Source organism: Streptomyces sp. NPDC091376 (assembly GCF_044757085.1).
GTDB lineage: Bacteria > Actinomycetota > Actinomycetes > Streptomycetales > Streptomycetaceae > Streptomyces > Streptomyces pratisoli.
This window is the reverse complement of sequence record NZ_JBIVUF010000029.1, coordinates 1-15,522: the sequence shown is the minus strand read 5'-3', so window position 1 is coordinate 15,522 and position 15,522 is coordinate 1. Positions and strand designations below refer to the sequence as shown.

The window sequence follows — 15,522 nt, the reverse complement described above, 5'->3', positions numbered from 1 at the left end:
AGACGGCCCGTCACCATGGAGTCATGACTCAGCCGACCGCTCCGCCGCCCCAGCCGCCACCGGAGCAGCAGCCCGCGCCGGTGCTGCTGCGCCGGTCCCCGCGGCACAAGGTCGTGGGCGGTGTGTGCGGCGGCCTCGGCCGGTACTGCGACATAGATCCGGTGATCTTCCGCATCGCCATCGGGGTGCTGTCGGTGACCGGCGGAATCGGCCTGATCTTCTACGGCTTCGCCTGGCTGCTGATCCCGCTGGAGGGCGAGGAGGAGAACGAGGCACGGCGCGCCCTGTCCGGCCGGGTCGACGGGCCCGCCCTGGTCGCCGTGCTGGTGGCGCTGCTCGGCTGCGGCCTGTTCCTGTCGATGCTCGGCAACGGGGGGACGCTCGCCTTCTCCGCGCTGCTGTCGCTGGCGGTCGCGGGCGCCGCCGTGTGGTCCCAGCGCCGCACCCGGGTCGCTCCCGACGGCGGCCCGCTCGACGCGGCCACGGCGCACGCGGTGGCCGAGGCCCCGCCGGAGACCAAGGCGCCGCCGACGCCGGACAGCCCTTCCTGGTGGCGCGACCCGATCGTCAAGGACGGCACCACCGGACCGGTCGCCACCGGCTATCTGTGGGGCCCCGCCGACGCGGCGACGGTGGGGCCGCCTGCCCGTGGCCACGCGCGCGACCTGCGGGACACCGCCCCCGCGGCACGCCCTCGCGGGCCGCGCGGGATCGGTGGGCTCGTCTTTCTGCTGGCCCTGGTCGCGGGCGGGCTGGGCAGCGGGCTGTCCTGGGAATCCCAGCCGCTGGGCACGAGCCTGCAGATCGGGTTCGCGTGCGCGATGGCGGTGTTCGGTCTCGGCCTCGTGGTCGGCAGCTTCCTCGGGCGGATCGGTGTGGGCACGATCCTGCTGACGGTGGTCACGGCGATGCTGCTGGCGGGCGCCGCGGTGCTCCCCAAGGAGATCAGTACGCAGTGGATGCGCACGGAGTGGAAGCCGGTGACGGCGGCGGCCGTCGAGCCGCGCTACGAACTGGGCTCGGGCCTCGCGACGCTCGATCTGAGCCGGGTGGCGGTCCCGGCGAGGACGACGGTGAGCACCGAGGCCGAGGTGGGGGCGGGGCGGCTGAAGGTCGTCGTGCCGAAGGACGTGACGGTGCACGTCACCGCACGCGCGGGGCTCGGAGACATCCGGCTGCCCGGCGACGACCCGCGGGGCGATGTCGACGTCGCTCCGGACAGGGACCGTACGCATACGCTCGCCCCGCCGGCCGGTGGGAAACCCGCGGGCACGCTCGACCTCGATCTGAGGGTCGCGCTCGGACAGGTGGAGGTCACCCGTGCTGCTTCATGAGTTCCGTCCGGGCCGGCTGATCGCGGGCCTGGCCGCCCTGGCTGCCGCCGCGGCGTATCTGGGGGACGCGGCGGGCGCCTGGGAGACCGCGTGGTTCGTGGCCCTGCCGGTGGTCTTCGGCGGACTGCTGGCGGCCGCGTTCGCGACCTTCGTGCACTACAGGTCGCGTCGGCGCCGCTCCGCCAGTGCCGCGTCGAGCGAGAACGTGGCGGCGCCGGCCAGCACCAGCGGCAGCCAGGCCATCAGATAGGCCAGGTCGTTGCCGTAGTAGTACGGCTCGGTCTGCCAGCTGACGGTCAGCCACAGGCTCAGCGAGATCAGTACCCCGCCGAGCGCGGCGAGCCGCGCCAGCAGCCCGAGCAGGGTGCCGATGCCGACGGCGAGTTCGCCGAGGGCCATCGCGTAGCCGAAGCCCTCGGGGTTCTTCAGGGCCATGTCCACGAGCGCGGGGACGGCGGAGGTGTTCCGCACGTTGTTCATCAGTTCCCCGATGGAGCCGGCTCCGCTCGCCGACAGGAACGCGCTGTCGGTGAGCTTGTCCAGCCCCGCGTAGATGAAGGTCACGCCTAGGAAGAGCCGCAGTGGCAGCAGCGAGTGACGCGCCGCGCGCTCCTTCCAGGTACTGCGCGCCTCGTCGGTCGCGTACGTCGCCGTCGTCCGGTACACATGCGTCATCGTCGCCTCCGCGGTCTCACCCGGCTGGGACGATTGTCCCCACGCCCCGCACTTTTGGATACGGAGAGGACGGCCGTACGGCTCAGTCGCTTTCGGTGCGCTCAGTCGGCGACGTCGATCGTCATCCGGTTCGATTCGGCCCCCGAGGCCGTCACCACCTGCACGTCCACCCGGCCGGGTGCGACCTCGACCGGGACCGGGACCGTGATGCTTGTATCACTGGGGTTGATGAATCCGCCGGGCACGGGCACCAGCGGTACATGCACATGGACCGCGCCGATACGGACCGTCATCCGGGCCAGCCGGTCGGGGCCTTCCGCGCCGGGCGGTACGAAACCGGCGCCACGGATCTCGATGTCGTCGCCGGTGCGGATGGGGCCGTCGAGGCCGCCGGGTTCACGGGCGCGGACGACGGACAGGACGACCGGGCGGCCGCCCTCCGCGTACTTCCCGGCGAGATAGACCCCCGCCGAGACCAGGACCAGCACGGTCAGGCCCCACGGGAGCCCCGGCAGCTGGTCGGGGCGGCGGGCGAGCAGCACCGTCGCGCAGGTCAGCGCGACGGCGCCGACGAGGACGTACTGCGCGTCCGGGAAGCTGCCGCGGCCCGCGTCGTCGCACAGCAGGTCGGCGGGGTGCGGCCGGTCGGCCTGCACCTTCTGCAGCCGCTGGGTGATGACGCGGACGGTGACGACCCGGCGTACGACGACGGCGATCAGGGAGACGACCGCGACGATCGTCAGCAGGGCGGCGCCCTGGGCGAAACCGAGGCCCGCGGGGGCGGACGCGGCGAGGCGGAACGCGAGGAAGAGCACGGTGTACGCGGCGAAGAGCACCCACGCGGCGGCGACGGCCCGCGACGTCGACAGCCGGTTGTCCTCGCCGACGAGCGGGGCGAGCAGGCCGCCGTGCGCCCGGTGCAGCCGGGCCGCGGCGGTGAGCAGCGCGGCCAGGCAGGCCGCGGCGGCGAGGCCCGCGGTGCGCGAGGTGGTCCAGCCGGAGCCGATCGCGGTCAGCGCGAAGGCGAGGAGCAGCAGCGTGACCCAGCCCCACAGCACGAGCAGGGTGCGCCGCCAGACGCGGGTGAGCCAGGCCTCCCCGGCGGAGCGGCTTCGTTCGGCGACGGCCTGGGCCGACTCGGTCAGCTCGTCCGAGATCCACTGGCGGGTTCCGCCGGCGGAGTAGGCGACCTGAGCGGGCAGTCCCTGCCCGTCGGCGAGTTCGTCCCGCCGGGCGAGGAACCAGGCGACCGCTCTGCGATGGCCCTCGCGCCTGCCGTGCGGACAGTCGCCGCAGGTGCAGCCACCGCCGTGCACGCTCTGTCCCACGTCCTGCACCGCCACGGCGACGCATCCTTCCCCGGTAGGCAGCTTCGGCAACTACCCCGTATTTGCAAGGAATTGTGCCGCACGAGGCGGGCCGCGCACGCGTCGCTGAGCCGCTGCACGGGTGATTTCCGCACGATCAAATTGACGTACTACGACATGAGTTCGGGCTCGGCGGCGGCGATCTGCCGCCACATGGGCTGATAGTTGATCCATGCGACAAGATCGCTGCCGAGCTGCTCCCGGGTGGCGAGGGCGTCACGGTGGTCGATGAGGAGCGGTTTCCCGGCGGCGCGGGCGGTGAGTTGCACCTGGGCGCAGCGCTCCATCGAGATGAACCACCAGGCGGCCGCGTCCACCGAGGCTCCGACGGTGAGCAGTCCGTGGTTGCGCAGGATGACGGCCTTGTACGCGCCGAGCGCGGCGGCGATGCGCCGGCCCTCCTGGGCGTCGACGGCCACTCCGGTGTAGGCGTCGTACAGCGCGTGGTCCTCGTAGAAGGCACAGGCCTCCTGCGTGACGGGGTCGAGCAGTTCGCCCAGCGCGGCCAGCGCGCGGCCGTGCACGGAGTGCGTGTGCGCGACGGCGACGGCCTCGGGACGGGCCCGGTGCACCTCCGCGTGCACGGTGAACGCGGCCTGGTTGACGTGCCGGGTGCCGCGTACGACCTGACCGTCACCGTTGACGAGGATCAGCTTGCCCGCGGTCATCGTCGCGAACGGCTCCCCGAACGGATTGACCCAGAAGCAGTCCGGCACCTCCGGGTCCCGCACGCTGATGTGCCCGGCGACGCCATCCTCGTACCCGAACCGCGCGAACAGCCGGAGCGCGCCGGCGAGCCGCTGCTTGCGGTACGCGCGTTCCTCGGCCGGCGTCTCGTGCTCCGGCGGCATGGCGAAGTGGAGCTGATCGACGGGGATGGGCGCGGGGACGGGGAGCGGCGTTCCGGCCGGCGTCGTCTCGGTCATGCGGCGGAAGGTACCTCCGGTCACCACAACAGGCCAGAGCGATCGCAGGCTCCGCGAAAGCACATGTCCGGCAGGTGTTCCGTGCGGCCGGTCGCCACAATGGGCACATGACCGCACCGACTTCACCGCTCGTCGCGCTCCTCGGCCTGGAACCGCACGTCGAAGGCGGCTGGTACCGCCAGACCTGGCAGACGGAGGGCTCCACGACCCCGCCCGGTTACCCCGGCGCGCGCGCCTACGCCACGGGGATCTACTTCCTGCTCCACCCCGGAGAGACCTCACGCTGGCACCGCGTCCGCTCCGACGAACTGTGGCTCTGGCACCGCGGCGGCCCGCTCCGGCTCCTTCTGGGCGGCACCGGCGAGAAGGCGGAGGAGGCGGAACCCGCCACGGCCCGCACGCTGGGCCCGTCCGTCGAATCCGGCGAACGGCCCCAGCTCCTGGTCCCCGCCGGCACCTGGCAGTCCGCGGCTCCCGCGGGTGACGAACCGGTCCTGGTCACCTGCGTCGTCGCTCCTGGCTTCCACTTCGACGACTTCACACTGGAGCAGCCCTGACCGGGCCGGCCCGACTCAGAGGTTGTCGATCTCCGCGAGGTCGATGTCGATGTCGAAGGGGACGGCGAGCTTGAGCCGGTCGCGGAAGATGCCGCTGGGCTCGTAGACGCGCGACTCCTTGTCGAGTTCGAAGACGTGGACGACCGGGCGTTCGTCCGTCCCGCCCATCTCGACCCGCCAGAAGTAGCGGATGCCGGCGCCCGCGTACTTGTGCGGCTTGGTGTCGGTGTCGCGGGCCTCGGAATCCGGGGAGACGACCTCGATGGCGAGGAGTACGTCCCGGACCTGGAAGTGGGTCTGCTCCCGGCTTCGCACGGCGGCGGATCGGACGACCGAGACGTCCGGCTCGGGGCCGTTGCGCTTGTCGATCACCACGGTCATCTGCCGGATGACCCTCAGCACATGCGGCACCGTGCCGCGCAGCCCCTGCACCAGTAGGTCGATCGCGATGCTGTGGAAACAGCACTGGGGACTCACGAAGACCAGGCTCCCGTCGATCAGCTCGGTGTGCGGCGGGAGATCGGGCAGGGTGAGCAGGTCGTCCACGGTGTAGCCCTCTCGCGGCGGCATCGGCCAACGGTGCGAGATCTCCGCGCTCATGCGGGCTCCATGGACATGAGTCTGGTGCGCACGATCTCACTGCCCACCGTGAAAGCCGACGCCGCCACCCAAACGTATGAGCGACGGCGTCGGCGTTGACCTACGGAGCGGGGGTCACTCCCACTCGATGGTGCCCGGCGGCTTCGACGTCACGTCGAGGACGACGCGGTTGACGTCCGCGACCTCGTTGGTGATGCGGGTCGAGATCTTCGACAGCGCGTCGTACGGCATGCGCGTCCAGTCCGCCGTCATCGCGTCCTCGGACGAGACGGGCCGGAGCACGATCGGGTGGCCGTAGGTGCGGCCGTCGCCCTGGACGCCCACGGAGCGGACATCGGCGAGCAGGACCACCGGGCACTGCCAGATCTCACGGTCGAGACCTGCCGCGGTGAGCTCCTCGCGGGCGATGGCGTCGGCCTCGCGCAGCAGGTCCAGGCGCTCCCTGGTGACCTCGCCGACGATGCGAATGCCGAGGCCGGGGCCCGGGAACGGCTGGCGGTGGACGATCTCCTCGGGCAGGCCGAGCTCCTGGCCGACCATCCGGACCTCGTCCTTGAACAGCTTGCGCAGCGGCTCGATCAGCTCGAACTCGAGGTCCTCGGGGAGGCCGCCGACGTTGTGGTGCGACTTGATGTTCGCGGTGCCGGTGCCGCCGCCGGACTCCACCACGTCCGGGTAGAGCGTGCCCTGCACCAGGAACTGGACCGGCTCGTCGCCGTGGGCGCCGGCCTCGGCGACGATCTCGGCCTGGGCCTGCTCGAAGACCCGGATGAACTCCCGGCCGATGATCTTCCGCTTCTGCTCGGGGTCGGAGACGCCGGCGAGCGCGCTCAGGAAGCGCTCCTGCGCGTCGACGACCTTCAGCGAGACCCCGGTCGCGGCGACGAAGTCCTTCTCGACCTGCTCGGTCTCGCCCTTGCGCATCAGACCGTGGTCGACGTACACGCAGGTCAGCTGGGAGCCGATGGCCTTCTGGACGAGCGCCGCGGCGACCGCCGAGTCGACACCGCCGGACAGTCCGCAGATCGCGCGCTTGGCGCCGACCTGCTCACGGATCGCGGCGACCTGCTCCTCGATGACGTTGCCGGTCGTCCAGGTCGGCTCGATGCCGGCGCCCCGGTAGAGGAAGTGCTCCAGGACCTGCTGGCCGTACGTCGAGTGCATCACCTCGGGGTGGTGCTGGACGCCGTAGAGCTTCTTCTCGTCGTTCTCGAAGGCGGCGACCGGTACGACGTCGGTGGACGCGGTCACGGTGAAGCCCTCGGGCGCGGCGGAGCAGGCGTCGCCGTGAGACATCCACACCGGCTGCTCGGCCGGGGTGCCCTCGAAGAGGGTGGAGCCGGTCTTGGAGACGTGCAGGTCCGTACGGCCGTACTCGCGGGCACCGGAGTTGTCGACGGTGCCGCCGAGGGTCCGCGCCATCAGCTGGAAGCCGTAGCACATGCCGAAGACGGGGACGCCGGCCTCGAAGATGGCCCGGTCGAGACTCGGGGCGCCCTCCTCGTACACGGACGACGGGCCGCCGGAGAGGATGATCGCCGCCGGCTGCTTGGCCAGCATCTCCGCCACCGGCATGGTGGACGGGACGATCTCGCTGTAGACCCGGGCCTCACGGACGCGGCGGGCGATGAGCTGGGCGTACTGGGCACCGAAGTCGACAACGAGGACGACGTCCGGGTTGGCGATGTCGGGCGCGGCAGCAGGGGACGCTGAGGACACTACGGCGGCCTTCCGGCGGTGGTGGGAGGAGGGGCTCTATTTGTCGATTCTACCGGCGCCGCGGGGCCGGTTTTCGTCTCACCATCCGAACCCGCGTTGGCCCCGGCGGGGGCCGGGGGGCCATACTGGCTCACATGCGCAAGCACCCGACCTTCGTCTTTACCTATGGCACCCGGCCCGCCGGCTGCCATGGTCGTGCTGCTTGAGCTACTGACAAGCGACTTCCCAGGCGCCCCGGGCCGACAAGGCCCGGGGCGTTCTGTGCTTTCCGGGGCTGGTCGGTCCGGGGCCTCGTGCACAAGGAGCCCCCTGATGACCGCCATGTCCCTCCCGACCGACACCGGCGCCCGTACCGACGAGGCCGCGGACCTGATCTCCGGCGCCCGTGAGCGGATCGACGCCCTCGACGACCGCATCATCGGTCTGATCCAGGAACGCATGGCCGTCTCGGCCGTCATCCAGGAGGCCCGGATCACGTCGGGCGGCCGCCGGGTGAACCTGTCGCGGGAGATGGAGGTGCTCGGCCACTACCGGGACGCGCTCGGCAGGCCGGGTACGGCGCTGGCGATGACGATGCTGGAGCTGTGCCGGGGCCGTATCTGAGACGCGACCGATACGGACATCTGTACGGGCGCGCTCTCACCCGTACGGCCCGTGACCGCTCCTGGACCGCTTCGTTGGTACCGATGTCCGTGTCAGCCAGGGGCGGGCCCCGCAGGAAAGAACCACGCGTGGCTCCGCCGGGGCGTGTGGCGTACCACAGGTAACGGGTACGTCGTGGGACCTCGTCCCGGCGCGCGTGACCGGTCGGCAGGGGACAGCAGCCCGGTCACCCCAAGGCGGTCGGTTCCGGGGACGCCCGGAACCGACCGCATCCGGTCGAAACGGTTGCACACACCGGGACCGTCCAGCACGATGCAGAAACGCATCACCACTGCCATTGGTCCACACCACACACATGACCAGCGGTGCCCCACCCCCCCGGGCGCCGCCCTCGGCACCGGCGCTGCCCTGACGCCGGTGCTGACAGCCAAGGGCCCCGCGGAAACGTTCCGCGGGGCCCTTCCTGTTGCCCGGACAAGAGCGCGGCGCGTTCGCCTGGCATAGGCCAGAGGCCACGTGTCGGGGGTCACATAAAGTCTGTGTGAGTTCCCGTGCAACCAATCCCCCTGGTCACAGGTCATGCATGCGGAACAACGGCCACACCCGTACCCCACAGCCGGGGAGGGCCATCAGACTCCGTACCGCATGACGCGGTACGCCGGACTTCACTGAGGTCTTCATGAAGCTTCGCCGCGCTATGGCCGTCGCCGCCGCGACCGCTGTCATAGCCCCCGCCGCCTTCCTGGCGACGGCGCCGGTCGCACTCGCGACGACCGGCGGCACCACCAGCACGACCTCCGGTTCGACGGGTGACCCGGGGACCGTGCCCGCCGAGGGCACCACGCCGGACGAGGACACCAAGCCGGCGGACGAGACCCCGGCCGAGGAGACCAAGCCCGAGGGCGAGACCCCGGCGGAGGAGACCAAGCCCGAGGGCGAGACCCCGGCCGGGGACACCAAGCCGGACGAGGAGACCAAGCCGGGCGAGGGCACCAAGCCCGACGAGGGCACCAAGCCGGGCGAGGACGAGGACCCCGCCGAAGACGGCGAGGACGAGGAGTTCCCGAGCTGCGAAGAGGGCGACATCCAGGTCTCCCTCGGCGGCTTCCCGAACAAGATCGTCGCGGGCAGCGGCTGGAAGAACTTCACGTTCGACGTGGAGAACACCGGCAAGAACGACATCGAGAGCCTGCAGGTCTACACGGTCGCCACGTACGGCAAGTCTCCCGAGGACTTCGACGACAGGCTGATCGAGAAGTACGCGCACTTCGAGTACAAGGACCCGTCGGGCAAGTGGGTCAACGACTTCGCCGGCTCCGGGGTCAACAACGGCATCTTCTTCGGTGAGTTCGCGCTCGACGCCGGCCAGACGGTCAACATCGATCTCCGCGTGAAGATCGACAAGGCCGCCCCCGCGGGCGACGGCCTGGCGCTCGCCGCCGGTGGTTACGACAACGGCGCCGAGGACGAGACGTTCAAGTGCTTCGAGAACGGCGACGTCTACCCGTTCCAGGTGATCAAGGCCGGCAGCGACGCCGGTGACGTCGAGGACTCCGAGCCGACCGGTGAGAAGCCGTCGAACGACGTCAAGCCGCAGGGCGAGGCCAAGCCGATCGAGGTCACGGGCAACCTGGCCGAGACCGGTTCGTCCTCGGTGCTGCCGGCCATCGGCATCGCCGGCGGTGTCGCCGTCGTCGCCGGTGCCGGTGTGGTCTTCGCGATGAAGCGCCGTAAGAGCGGCGCGATCGCGTAACACGCCGCAACAAGCAGGAGAGGCGCTGCACTCGGAGGGGGGTGCAGCGCCTCTCTCATGTCCGGAGGCGGTCAGGCGGAGGACTTCGGCGGGACCGCCGGCATGCCGAGGAAGGGCAGGTTCAGCGCGCCGAAGGCGTCCGCCGGGACCGTGGGGGACTTCGGGGCGACCGGGGTGAGGCGTTCGTACGCGGCGTCCTGTCGCGGACGGGGGTCGTTCTCGCCCTTGTTGGGCCAGAAGGACATCGCGCGTTCGGCCTGGGCCGTGATCGTGAGGGACGGGTTCACACCGAGGTTCGCGGAGACGGACGCGCCGTCGACGACCGAGATGCCGGGGTGGCCGTAGAGGCGGTGGTACGGGTCGATGACGCCGGACTCCGCCGAGTCGCCGATGGGGCAGCCACCCAGGAAGTGGGCGGTGAGCGGGGTGCCCATCAGCTCACCGATGTTGGAGCCGGCGAAGCCGTTGATCTCCTCCGCGAGGAGGGACGCGGCCCATGTGGCCTCGGGGATCTGGTTCGGGTTCGGGGCGCCGTGGCCCTGGCGGGCGGTGAGGAGACCCTTGCCGAGGCCCTTCGGCTTGCGGTACGTCGTCAGCGAATTGTCCAGGGACTGCATGACCAGGCCGATGATGGTCCGCTCCGACCAACGGCGGTTGGACAGCGCGCGGAGCGTGAGCCAGGGGTGGCGGGAGCAGTTGGCCAGCCAGGCCAGGACGCGCCGTGAGCTGTAGGGGACCTGGAGGACGGTCATACCGCCCATGGCGTTGGAGCCCTTGCCGTAGCGCACCGGCTCGATGTGGGTGCTGGCGTCCGGGTGGATCGACGACGTGATCGCGACGCCCCGCGTGAAGTCGACCCGGTCCTGGCCGTGCCGCTTGCGGTACCTGCGGTTGTCCGTCTGGGCGCCGACGATAGCCTCGGAGTTGGTACGGGTCAGCTCCCCGAGCCGCGAGGACACGCGAGGCAGGAGCCCGCTGTCCTTCATCCGGTGGAGGAGGGTCTGGGTGCCGTACGTACCGGCGGCGATGACGACCCGCTGCGCCGTGAACGTACGGCCCTGGCCCTTGCGCTTGTTGTCGCTGGGGAGGGTCTTGACGGCGAAGCCGCCACGGGAGTCCTCGGTGACGGCGGAGACCGACGTCATGGGGTGGATGACGGCTCCCGCCTTCTCGGCGAGGTAGAGGTAGTTCTCGTTCAGGGTGTTCTTCGCGCCGTGCCGGCAGCCGGTCATGCACTCGCCGCACTCGGTGCAGGCGCGGCGGGAGGGGCCCGCGCCCCCGAAGTACGGGTCGGGGATCTCCGCTCCGGGCTCGGCCTTCGCCTTGCCGTCGGCGTCGACCCCGTCGCCGAAGAAGACTCCGACCGGCGCCATGTGGAAGGAGTCCCCCACGCCCATCGCCTGGGCGGTGGCCTTCAGATGGACGTCCGAGGGGGTCATCGTCGGGTTGAGCCGGACCCCGAGCATGCGCTTGGCCTGGTCGTAGTACGGCTTCAGCTCCTCCTGCCAGTCCGTGATGTCCTTCCACTGCGGGTCGTTGAAGAAGGGGGCAGGGGGGACGTACAGCGTGTTGGCGTAGTTGAGGGAGCCGCCGCCGACCCCGGCTCCGGCCAGCACCATCACGTTGCCGAGCAGATGGATGCGCTGGATGCCGAAGAGGCCGAGCGCCGGGGCCCAGAGGTAGTTGCGCAGGTCCCAGGAGTTCTTGGGGAGCGTCTCGCGGGTGAAGCGGCGGCCGGCCTCGAGGACTCCGACGCGGTAGCCCTTCTCGGTGAGGCGCAGCGCCGAGACCGAGCCGCCGAAGCCGGAGCCGACCACGATGACGTCGTAGTCGTAGTCGTGATTCTGGGCAGGGGGGACCTCGGACATGGCTCTCCTCGTCGAGAACGTGCGGACGTGCGTAGGTGCGGGTTCGGGGGTCAGCGCAGGCGCAGTGCCTTCATCACCTTCAGGGACGTGCTCATGAACGCCGCGTACTTCGCGTCGTCCATGCCGAAGGACGGGGCGAGCGGGATCAGCCGCTGCTGGGCCACGGTCTGGGCCTCGGTGTACTTGAGGATGCCTTCGGAGCCATGCCGCCGACTGAGACCGGAGTCCTTCATTCCGCCCATCGGGGACTGCACACTGCCGTACGCGGGCGCGTAGCCCTCGTTGATGTTGACGGTGCCGGTGCGCAGTCGGGCGGCGACGGCGTGGCCGCGCCTGCCGTCCTTGGTCCAGACGCTGGAGTTCAGGCCGTACGGGGTGCCGTTGGCCTGCTCGATGACGTCGTCCTCGTCCTTGAAGCGGTAGACGGAGACGACGGGACCGAAGGTCTCCTCGGCGCAGACGGCCATCGGTGCCTCTACGCCGTCGAGGATGGTGGGTTCGTAGAAGAGCGGGCCGATGTCGGTGCGGTGGACGCCGCCCGTGACGAGCGTGGCGCCCTTGGCGACGGCCTCCTCCACGTGCCGCTTCACGGTCTCCAGCTGGCGCTCGCCGACGAGGGAGCCCATGTCGGCGCCGTACGCGAGGGAGTTGCCGAGGCGCATCGCCTTCGTACGGGCCGCGAAGCGCTCCACGAACGCGTCGGCGACGGACTCGTGCACGTACAGGCGCTCGATGGAGATGCAGAGCTGGCCGGCCGAGGAGAAGCAGGCGCGTACGGCACCGGCGGCGGCCTTGTCGATGTCGGCGTCGTGCAGCACCAGCATGGCGTTCTTGCCGCCGAGTTCGAGGGAGACGCCGACGAGACGGGCGGCGGCGCCCTGGGCGACCTCGCGGCCCGTGCGGGTGGAGCCGGTGAAGGAGACGTAGTCGGCGTGCTTGACGACCTCGGGGCCGACGACCGGTCCGTCACCGATGACGACCTGGAAGACACCGGCCGGGAGCCCGGCCTCGATGAGGAGGTCACGGGCCCACAGGGCGGTGAGCGCGGTCTCGGTGTCGGGCTTCATCACGACGGCGTTCCCGGAGACGAACGCCGGCAGCGCGTCGCCGACCGACAGCTCCAGCGGGTAGTTCCAGGGCGCGATCTGGCCGACGACGCCACGCGGCTGGCGCAGCTCGGTGGTCTTGGTGAGCACGGGCACGACACCGGTGTGCCGCTTCGGCTTCAGGTACGAAGGAGCCTTGCGGCCGTAGTGGCGGGCGGCGACGGCGACGGCCTGGACCTCTTCGTGGGCGTGGAGGCGGGCCTTGCCGGTCTCGAGCTGGATCAGGTCGAGGACCTCGGCCTGGCGCTCCAGGACCAGGTCGTGGAAGCGCAGCAGTACGGCGGCGCGGGCACGCGGGGAGGTCGCGGCCCAGGCGGGCTGGGCGGCGCGGGCGCGGGTGAACGCCTCGGCGACGTCCTCGGGGGTGGACTCGGGCAGATCGGCCAGCTTCTCCCCGGTGAAGGGGGTGTGGTTGGCCGTACGGCCGGAACCGACGACGCCTCGGGTGAGCTGGGCGACCACCTCGGGCGTGACCACGTCGGCGGCGGTGCGCGCGCCGGCGGGGGCGGCGGCGGTGGGATTGGTGCCGAGCGCGTCGGTGTGCTGGGCGGTGGGGGCCTGCGAGTCCGTCATGGGGGCGAGGGTATGACGCAATCAAGGCTTTGGGTACCCGTCGGTAACAGCTTTTCGCGAGGTCCACACATTGCGCCAGCGATCACTGGCAGATAACCCCTGATCAGGGGCTTGTGGCGTCGTCGGCCGTTTCCATGGCCCCGATCGGGATCACAGATCCTGGATCTTGAGATGCTTCACGACGTTCGCGAAGATCTCCTCACCGTCCTGCCGTGCGGCACCCTCCGCGGGCATCTGCACCCTCAGCCGCCAGTGCACCTCGCCCTTGCCCGGCACGACCATCTCGTGCCAGCGGTAGCGGATGGGGTCCTCGTCGCTGTTGCCGTACGGGGTGAAGTCGACGGTCGTCTCGAAGGCCTTCTTGCCCTGGTGCAGGACGTCCTTGGTGCCGACGTCGGCGTCCTTGATCTCCGTACGGTCCTTGCCGCCCTTCTCGTACCAGTCGTCCCACACCTCCTTCTTGGGTTCGAGGACGTCCGGGTCCGCGTCCCCGCCGGCCTCGACACGCTCCAGGTAGATCGAGAACACACCGCTCGGATCGCGGTAGTCGACGGCGAAGCCCTCGTCGAACTCCGACCGTTCGTACTCCTCCGGTACGGCCACGTCCGCCGCGAGGATCTCGCTCTCCGGGCGGACCTTCCACCCGACGGGCAGTTCGTCGCCGCCGAACGGATCGAGGACCACCGCGGCGACGGCGACCGCGACCGCGAGCACCCCGCCGAGCAGCCCGAACTGTGCCGGACGGTTGCGGTGCAGCACCGGCGGCACCCAGCGGGAGCCGCCCCGGACGGCTCCCCCGGACCCGTTCCCGGCCCCCGCCCCCGCCCCGTACAGACGGGTCGCCTCGGGCGACGGCTGCGGCGGCCGGGCCACCGACTGCAGCGTCGCGCGGATCTCCGCGGCGTCCGGCCGGGCCGCCGGATCCTTGCGCAGCAGCTGCATCACCAGCGTGCCGAACGCGCCCGAACCGCGCGCCGGCACCTGCGGCTCCGCGGAGAGGACGGCCTGGAGCGTGGCGGGGGTGTGCGAGCGCCGGTACGGGGACATGCCCTCGACCGCCGCGTACAGCACGACGCCCAGCGACCACAGGTCCGACTCCGGTCCCGGCCGCTGGCCGAGCACCCGCTCGGGCGCGATGTACTCGGGCGAGCCGACGAACGCGCCGGTCTCGGTGAGGCCCTGCTCGCCCTCGACCTGCGCAATGCCGAAGTCGGTGAGGACGACCCGCTCGCCTCGCCCCAACAGGACGTTGTCGGGCTTCACATCACGGTGGAGTACGCCGGCCTCGTGCGCCGCCGACAGGGCGCCGAGCACCGCGAGCCCGATCCTGGCCGCCTCGCGCACGTCGAGGGTGCCCTCCTGCAGCCGGTCGCCCAACGACTGGCCCCGCACGAGCTCCATGACGATCCACGGCCTGCCGTCCTCCATGACGACGTCGTGCATCGTGACGACGGAAGGGTGGTCGATCCGGGCCGCGGCGCGCGCCTCGCGCTGCATGCGCAGATGGACGTTCTCGCGTTCGCGTGCGCCGAGATGATCCGGCACGCGCGGCTCCTTGACGGCCACGTCCCGGTCCACGACCTCGTCGCGGGCCCGCCAGACCGTGCCCATGCCGCCGTGGCCGAGGCGGGAGACGAGACGGTAGCGGCCGCCGATGAGCCGCCCCGTGTCCCGGTCGGCGGTGGGCGACGCGGTGGGCGACGCTGCCGGTGAAGCGGCCGCCTGCGTCGGAATCCGCTCCGGCGCCTGCTCCGGTGCCTGGTGCGGTTCCTGCTCCGATGCCTGCTGCGGCGGCCGGAGTGCGTAGCTGGTGGGCTCGTTCGCCCGTCCCCCGTCGTTCGTCATGCTCACATCCTGGCGAAGCGCCTTTGCCCTCGCCACTCGCGCAGTTGAGCGATGCAGAGCCGTGACAGAGCCGCCCCGCTGGTCAACCCTTCCGAGGCTGGAAGCTCTGCACCATCGTGTCGAACTGCTTCCGTGTGGTCGTCCACTCCTTCGCGGGGCTCGCCATGTAGAGGGCGTACTCGGTGCCGTCGTCCGCGTAGTAGACCTGGTCGATCGCCCGGCGCTCGCCCGCGTTGTTCTTGGTCTCGGTCCAGGTGAACTCCCACAGCGCGGACTTCTCCTGGTCGCGGAAGGTGTTCTGGTCGAGCCTCACCCGCTGGTACTCGGGCAGCCGGGTGCGGACGGTCTTCTCGACGTCGCGCATGTGCATGAACGGGTTCTCGAAGTCGGGCGTCTCGTCGATGCTGATCCGGATGAGATGGCGTCCGTTGTCGGGTGTGTAGTCGATCTGGTCGCCGTCCAGCTGCCGTTCCCAGCCCTCCGGTACGAGCAGGCTGAAGTCGGCGGGGTCGTCGACCCGCACCCATCCGTCCTCCTCGGCCGATGGTGTCGTCTTGCCGCCCGACGCGCCGGACACGGTGGACGAACCGGGGTCC

At 70.8% G+C, this 15,522-nt stretch carries 13 protein-coding genes; 4 read left to right on the top strand and 9 right to left on the bottom strand.

Going from position 1 to position 15,522, the window contains the following annotated elements; genetic code table 11:
* The first annotated feature begins 23 nt into the window (after positions 1-23).
* A complete protein-coding gene (locus ACIQMR_RS35595) occupies positions 24-1,334 on the top strand; it encodes a PspC domain-containing protein (RefSeq protein ID WP_401396539.1) in 1,311 nt (436 codons plus the stop codon).
* Positions 1,335-1,490: 156 nt separating this feature from the next.
* Here ACIQMR_RS35595 and ACIQMR_RS35590 read toward each other — a convergent pair whose 3' ends face one another.
* From ACIQMR_RS35590 to ACIQMR_RS35580, 3 genes are all read right to left on the bottom strand, one after another.
* Positions 1,491-2,009, bottom strand: coding sequence for a DoxX family membrane protein (locus ACIQMR_RS35590; RefSeq protein WP_401396536.1), 519 nt, complete (start codon positions 2,007-2,009; stop codon positions 1,491-1,493).
* A 101-nt stretch (positions 2,010-2,110) separates the two neighbouring features.
* Positions 2,111-3,352, bottom strand: coding sequence for a hypothetical protein (locus tag ACIQMR_RS35585; protein WP_401396533.1), 1,242 nt, complete (start codon positions 3,350-3,352; stop codon positions 2,111-2,113).
* 134 nt (positions 3,353-3,486) lie between these two features.
* Positions 3,487-4,302, bottom strand: a complete 816-nt coding sequence (locus ACIQMR_RS35580) for a class II aldolase/adducin family protein (protein ID WP_401396530.1) — start codon at positions 4,300-4,302, stop codon at positions 3,487-3,489.
* Between the two features lie 107 nt (positions 4,303-4,409).
* On the opposite strand from ACIQMR_RS35580, the gene ACIQMR_RS35575 reads away from it, so the two are divergent.
* Entirely contained in the window at positions 4,410-4,859 is a 450-nt protein-coding gene (locus tag ACIQMR_RS35575) for a cupin domain-containing protein (RefSeq protein ID WP_401396528.1), read from the top strand.
* A gap of 15 nt (positions 4,860-4,874) precedes the next feature.
* On the opposite strand, the gene ACIQMR_RS35570 is transcribed toward ACIQMR_RS35575, so the two are convergent.
* Positions 4,875-5,459 (bottom strand): Uma2 family endonuclease, encoded by a 585-nt coding sequence (locus tag ACIQMR_RS35570; RefSeq protein WP_401396526.1) that lies wholly within the window; start codon positions 5,457-5,459, stop codon positions 4,875-4,877.
* Positions 5,460-5,573: 114 nt separating this feature from the next.
* Positions 5,574-7,178, bottom strand: coding sequence for a glutamine-hydrolyzing GMP synthase (guaA, locus tag ACIQMR_RS35565; RefSeq protein ID WP_401396525.1), 1,605 nt, complete (start codon positions 7,176-7,178; stop codon positions 5,574-5,576).
* Between the two features lie 312 nt (positions 7,179-7,490).
* Between guaA and ACIQMR_RS35560 the strand changes: the two genes are divergently transcribed.
* Together ACIQMR_RS35560 and ACIQMR_RS35555 are read left to right on the top strand one after the other, a co-directional pair.
* A complete protein-coding gene (locus ACIQMR_RS35560) occupies positions 7,491-7,781 on the top strand; it encodes a chorismate mutase (protein ID WP_401396522.1) in 291 nt (96 codons plus the stop codon).
* A gap of 679 nt (positions 7,782-8,460) precedes the next feature.
* Positions 8,461-9,534, top strand: a complete 1,074-nt coding sequence (locus tag ACIQMR_RS35555) for an LPXTG cell wall anchor domain-containing protein (protein WP_401396519.1) — start codon at positions 8,461-8,463, stop codon at positions 9,532-9,534.
* Positions 9,535-9,605: 71 nt separating this feature from the next.
* Here ACIQMR_RS35555 and ACIQMR_RS35550 read toward each other — a convergent pair whose 3' ends face one another.
* From ACIQMR_RS35550 to ACIQMR_RS35535, 4 genes are all read right to left on the bottom strand, one after another.
* Positions 9,606-11,402: a GMC oxidoreductase gene (locus ACIQMR_RS35550; protein WP_401396517.1), complete on the bottom strand. Its 1,797-nt coding sequence runs from the start codon at positions 11,400-11,402 to the stop codon at positions 9,606-9,608.
* A 50-nt stretch (positions 11,403-11,452) separates the two neighbouring features.
* Positions 11,453-13,081 (bottom strand): succinic semialdehyde dehydrogenase, encoded by a 1,629-nt coding sequence (locus tag ACIQMR_RS35545; protein ID WP_401396514.1) that lies wholly within the window; start codon positions 13,079-13,081, stop codon positions 11,453-11,455.
* 150 nt (positions 13,082-13,231) lie between these two features.
* Positions 13,232-14,926, bottom strand: a complete 1,695-nt coding sequence (locus tag ACIQMR_RS35540; RefSeq protein WP_401396512.1) for a serine/threonine-protein kinase — start codon at positions 14,924-14,926, stop codon at positions 13,232-13,234.
* A gap of 82 nt (positions 14,927-15,008) precedes the next feature.
* On the bottom strand, positions 15,009-15,522 hold a 514-nt coding region (locus ACIQMR_RS35535; RefSeq protein WP_401396510.1), incomplete at its 5' end, for a PsbP-related protein.

Coding starts and splice junctions, on each gene's coding strand:
- ACIQMR_RS35595 (WP_401396539.1), top strand. CDS start 24: ATGACTCAGCCGACCGCTCCGCCGCCCCAGCCGCCACCGGAGCAGCAG.
- ACIQMR_RS35590 (WP_401396536.1), bottom strand. CDS start 2,009: ATGACGCATGTGTACCGGACGACGGCGACGTACGCGACCGACGAGGCG.
- ACIQMR_RS35580 (WP_401396530.1), bottom strand. CDS start 4,302: ATGACCGAGACGACGCCGGCCGGAACGCCGCTCCCCGTCCCCGCGCCC.
- ACIQMR_RS35575 (WP_401396528.1), top strand. CDS start 4,410: ATGACCGCACCGACTTCACCGCTCGTCGCGCTCCTCGGCCTGGAACCG.
- ACIQMR_RS35570 (WP_401396526.1), bottom strand. CDS start 5,459: ATGAGCGCGGAGATCTCGCACCGTTGGCCGATGCCGCCGCGAGAGGGC.
- ACIQMR_RS35560 (WP_401396522.1), top strand. CDS start 7,491: ATGACCGCCATGTCCCTCCCGACCGACACCGGCGCCCGTACCGACGAG.
- ACIQMR_RS35555 (WP_401396519.1), top strand. CDS start 8,461: ATGAAGCTTCGCCGCGCTATGGCCGTCGCCGCCGCGACCGCTGTCATA.
- ACIQMR_RS35550 (WP_401396517.1), bottom strand. CDS start 11,402: ATGTCCGAGGTCCCCCCTGCCCAGAATCACGACTACGACTACGACGTC.
- ACIQMR_RS35545 (WP_401396514.1), bottom strand. CDS start 13,081: ATGACGGACTCGCAGGCCCCCACCGCCCAGCACACCGACGCGCTCGGC.
- ACIQMR_RS35540 (WP_401396512.1), bottom strand. CDS start 14,926: ATGACGAACGACGGGGGACGGGCGAACGAGCCCACCAGCTACGCACTC.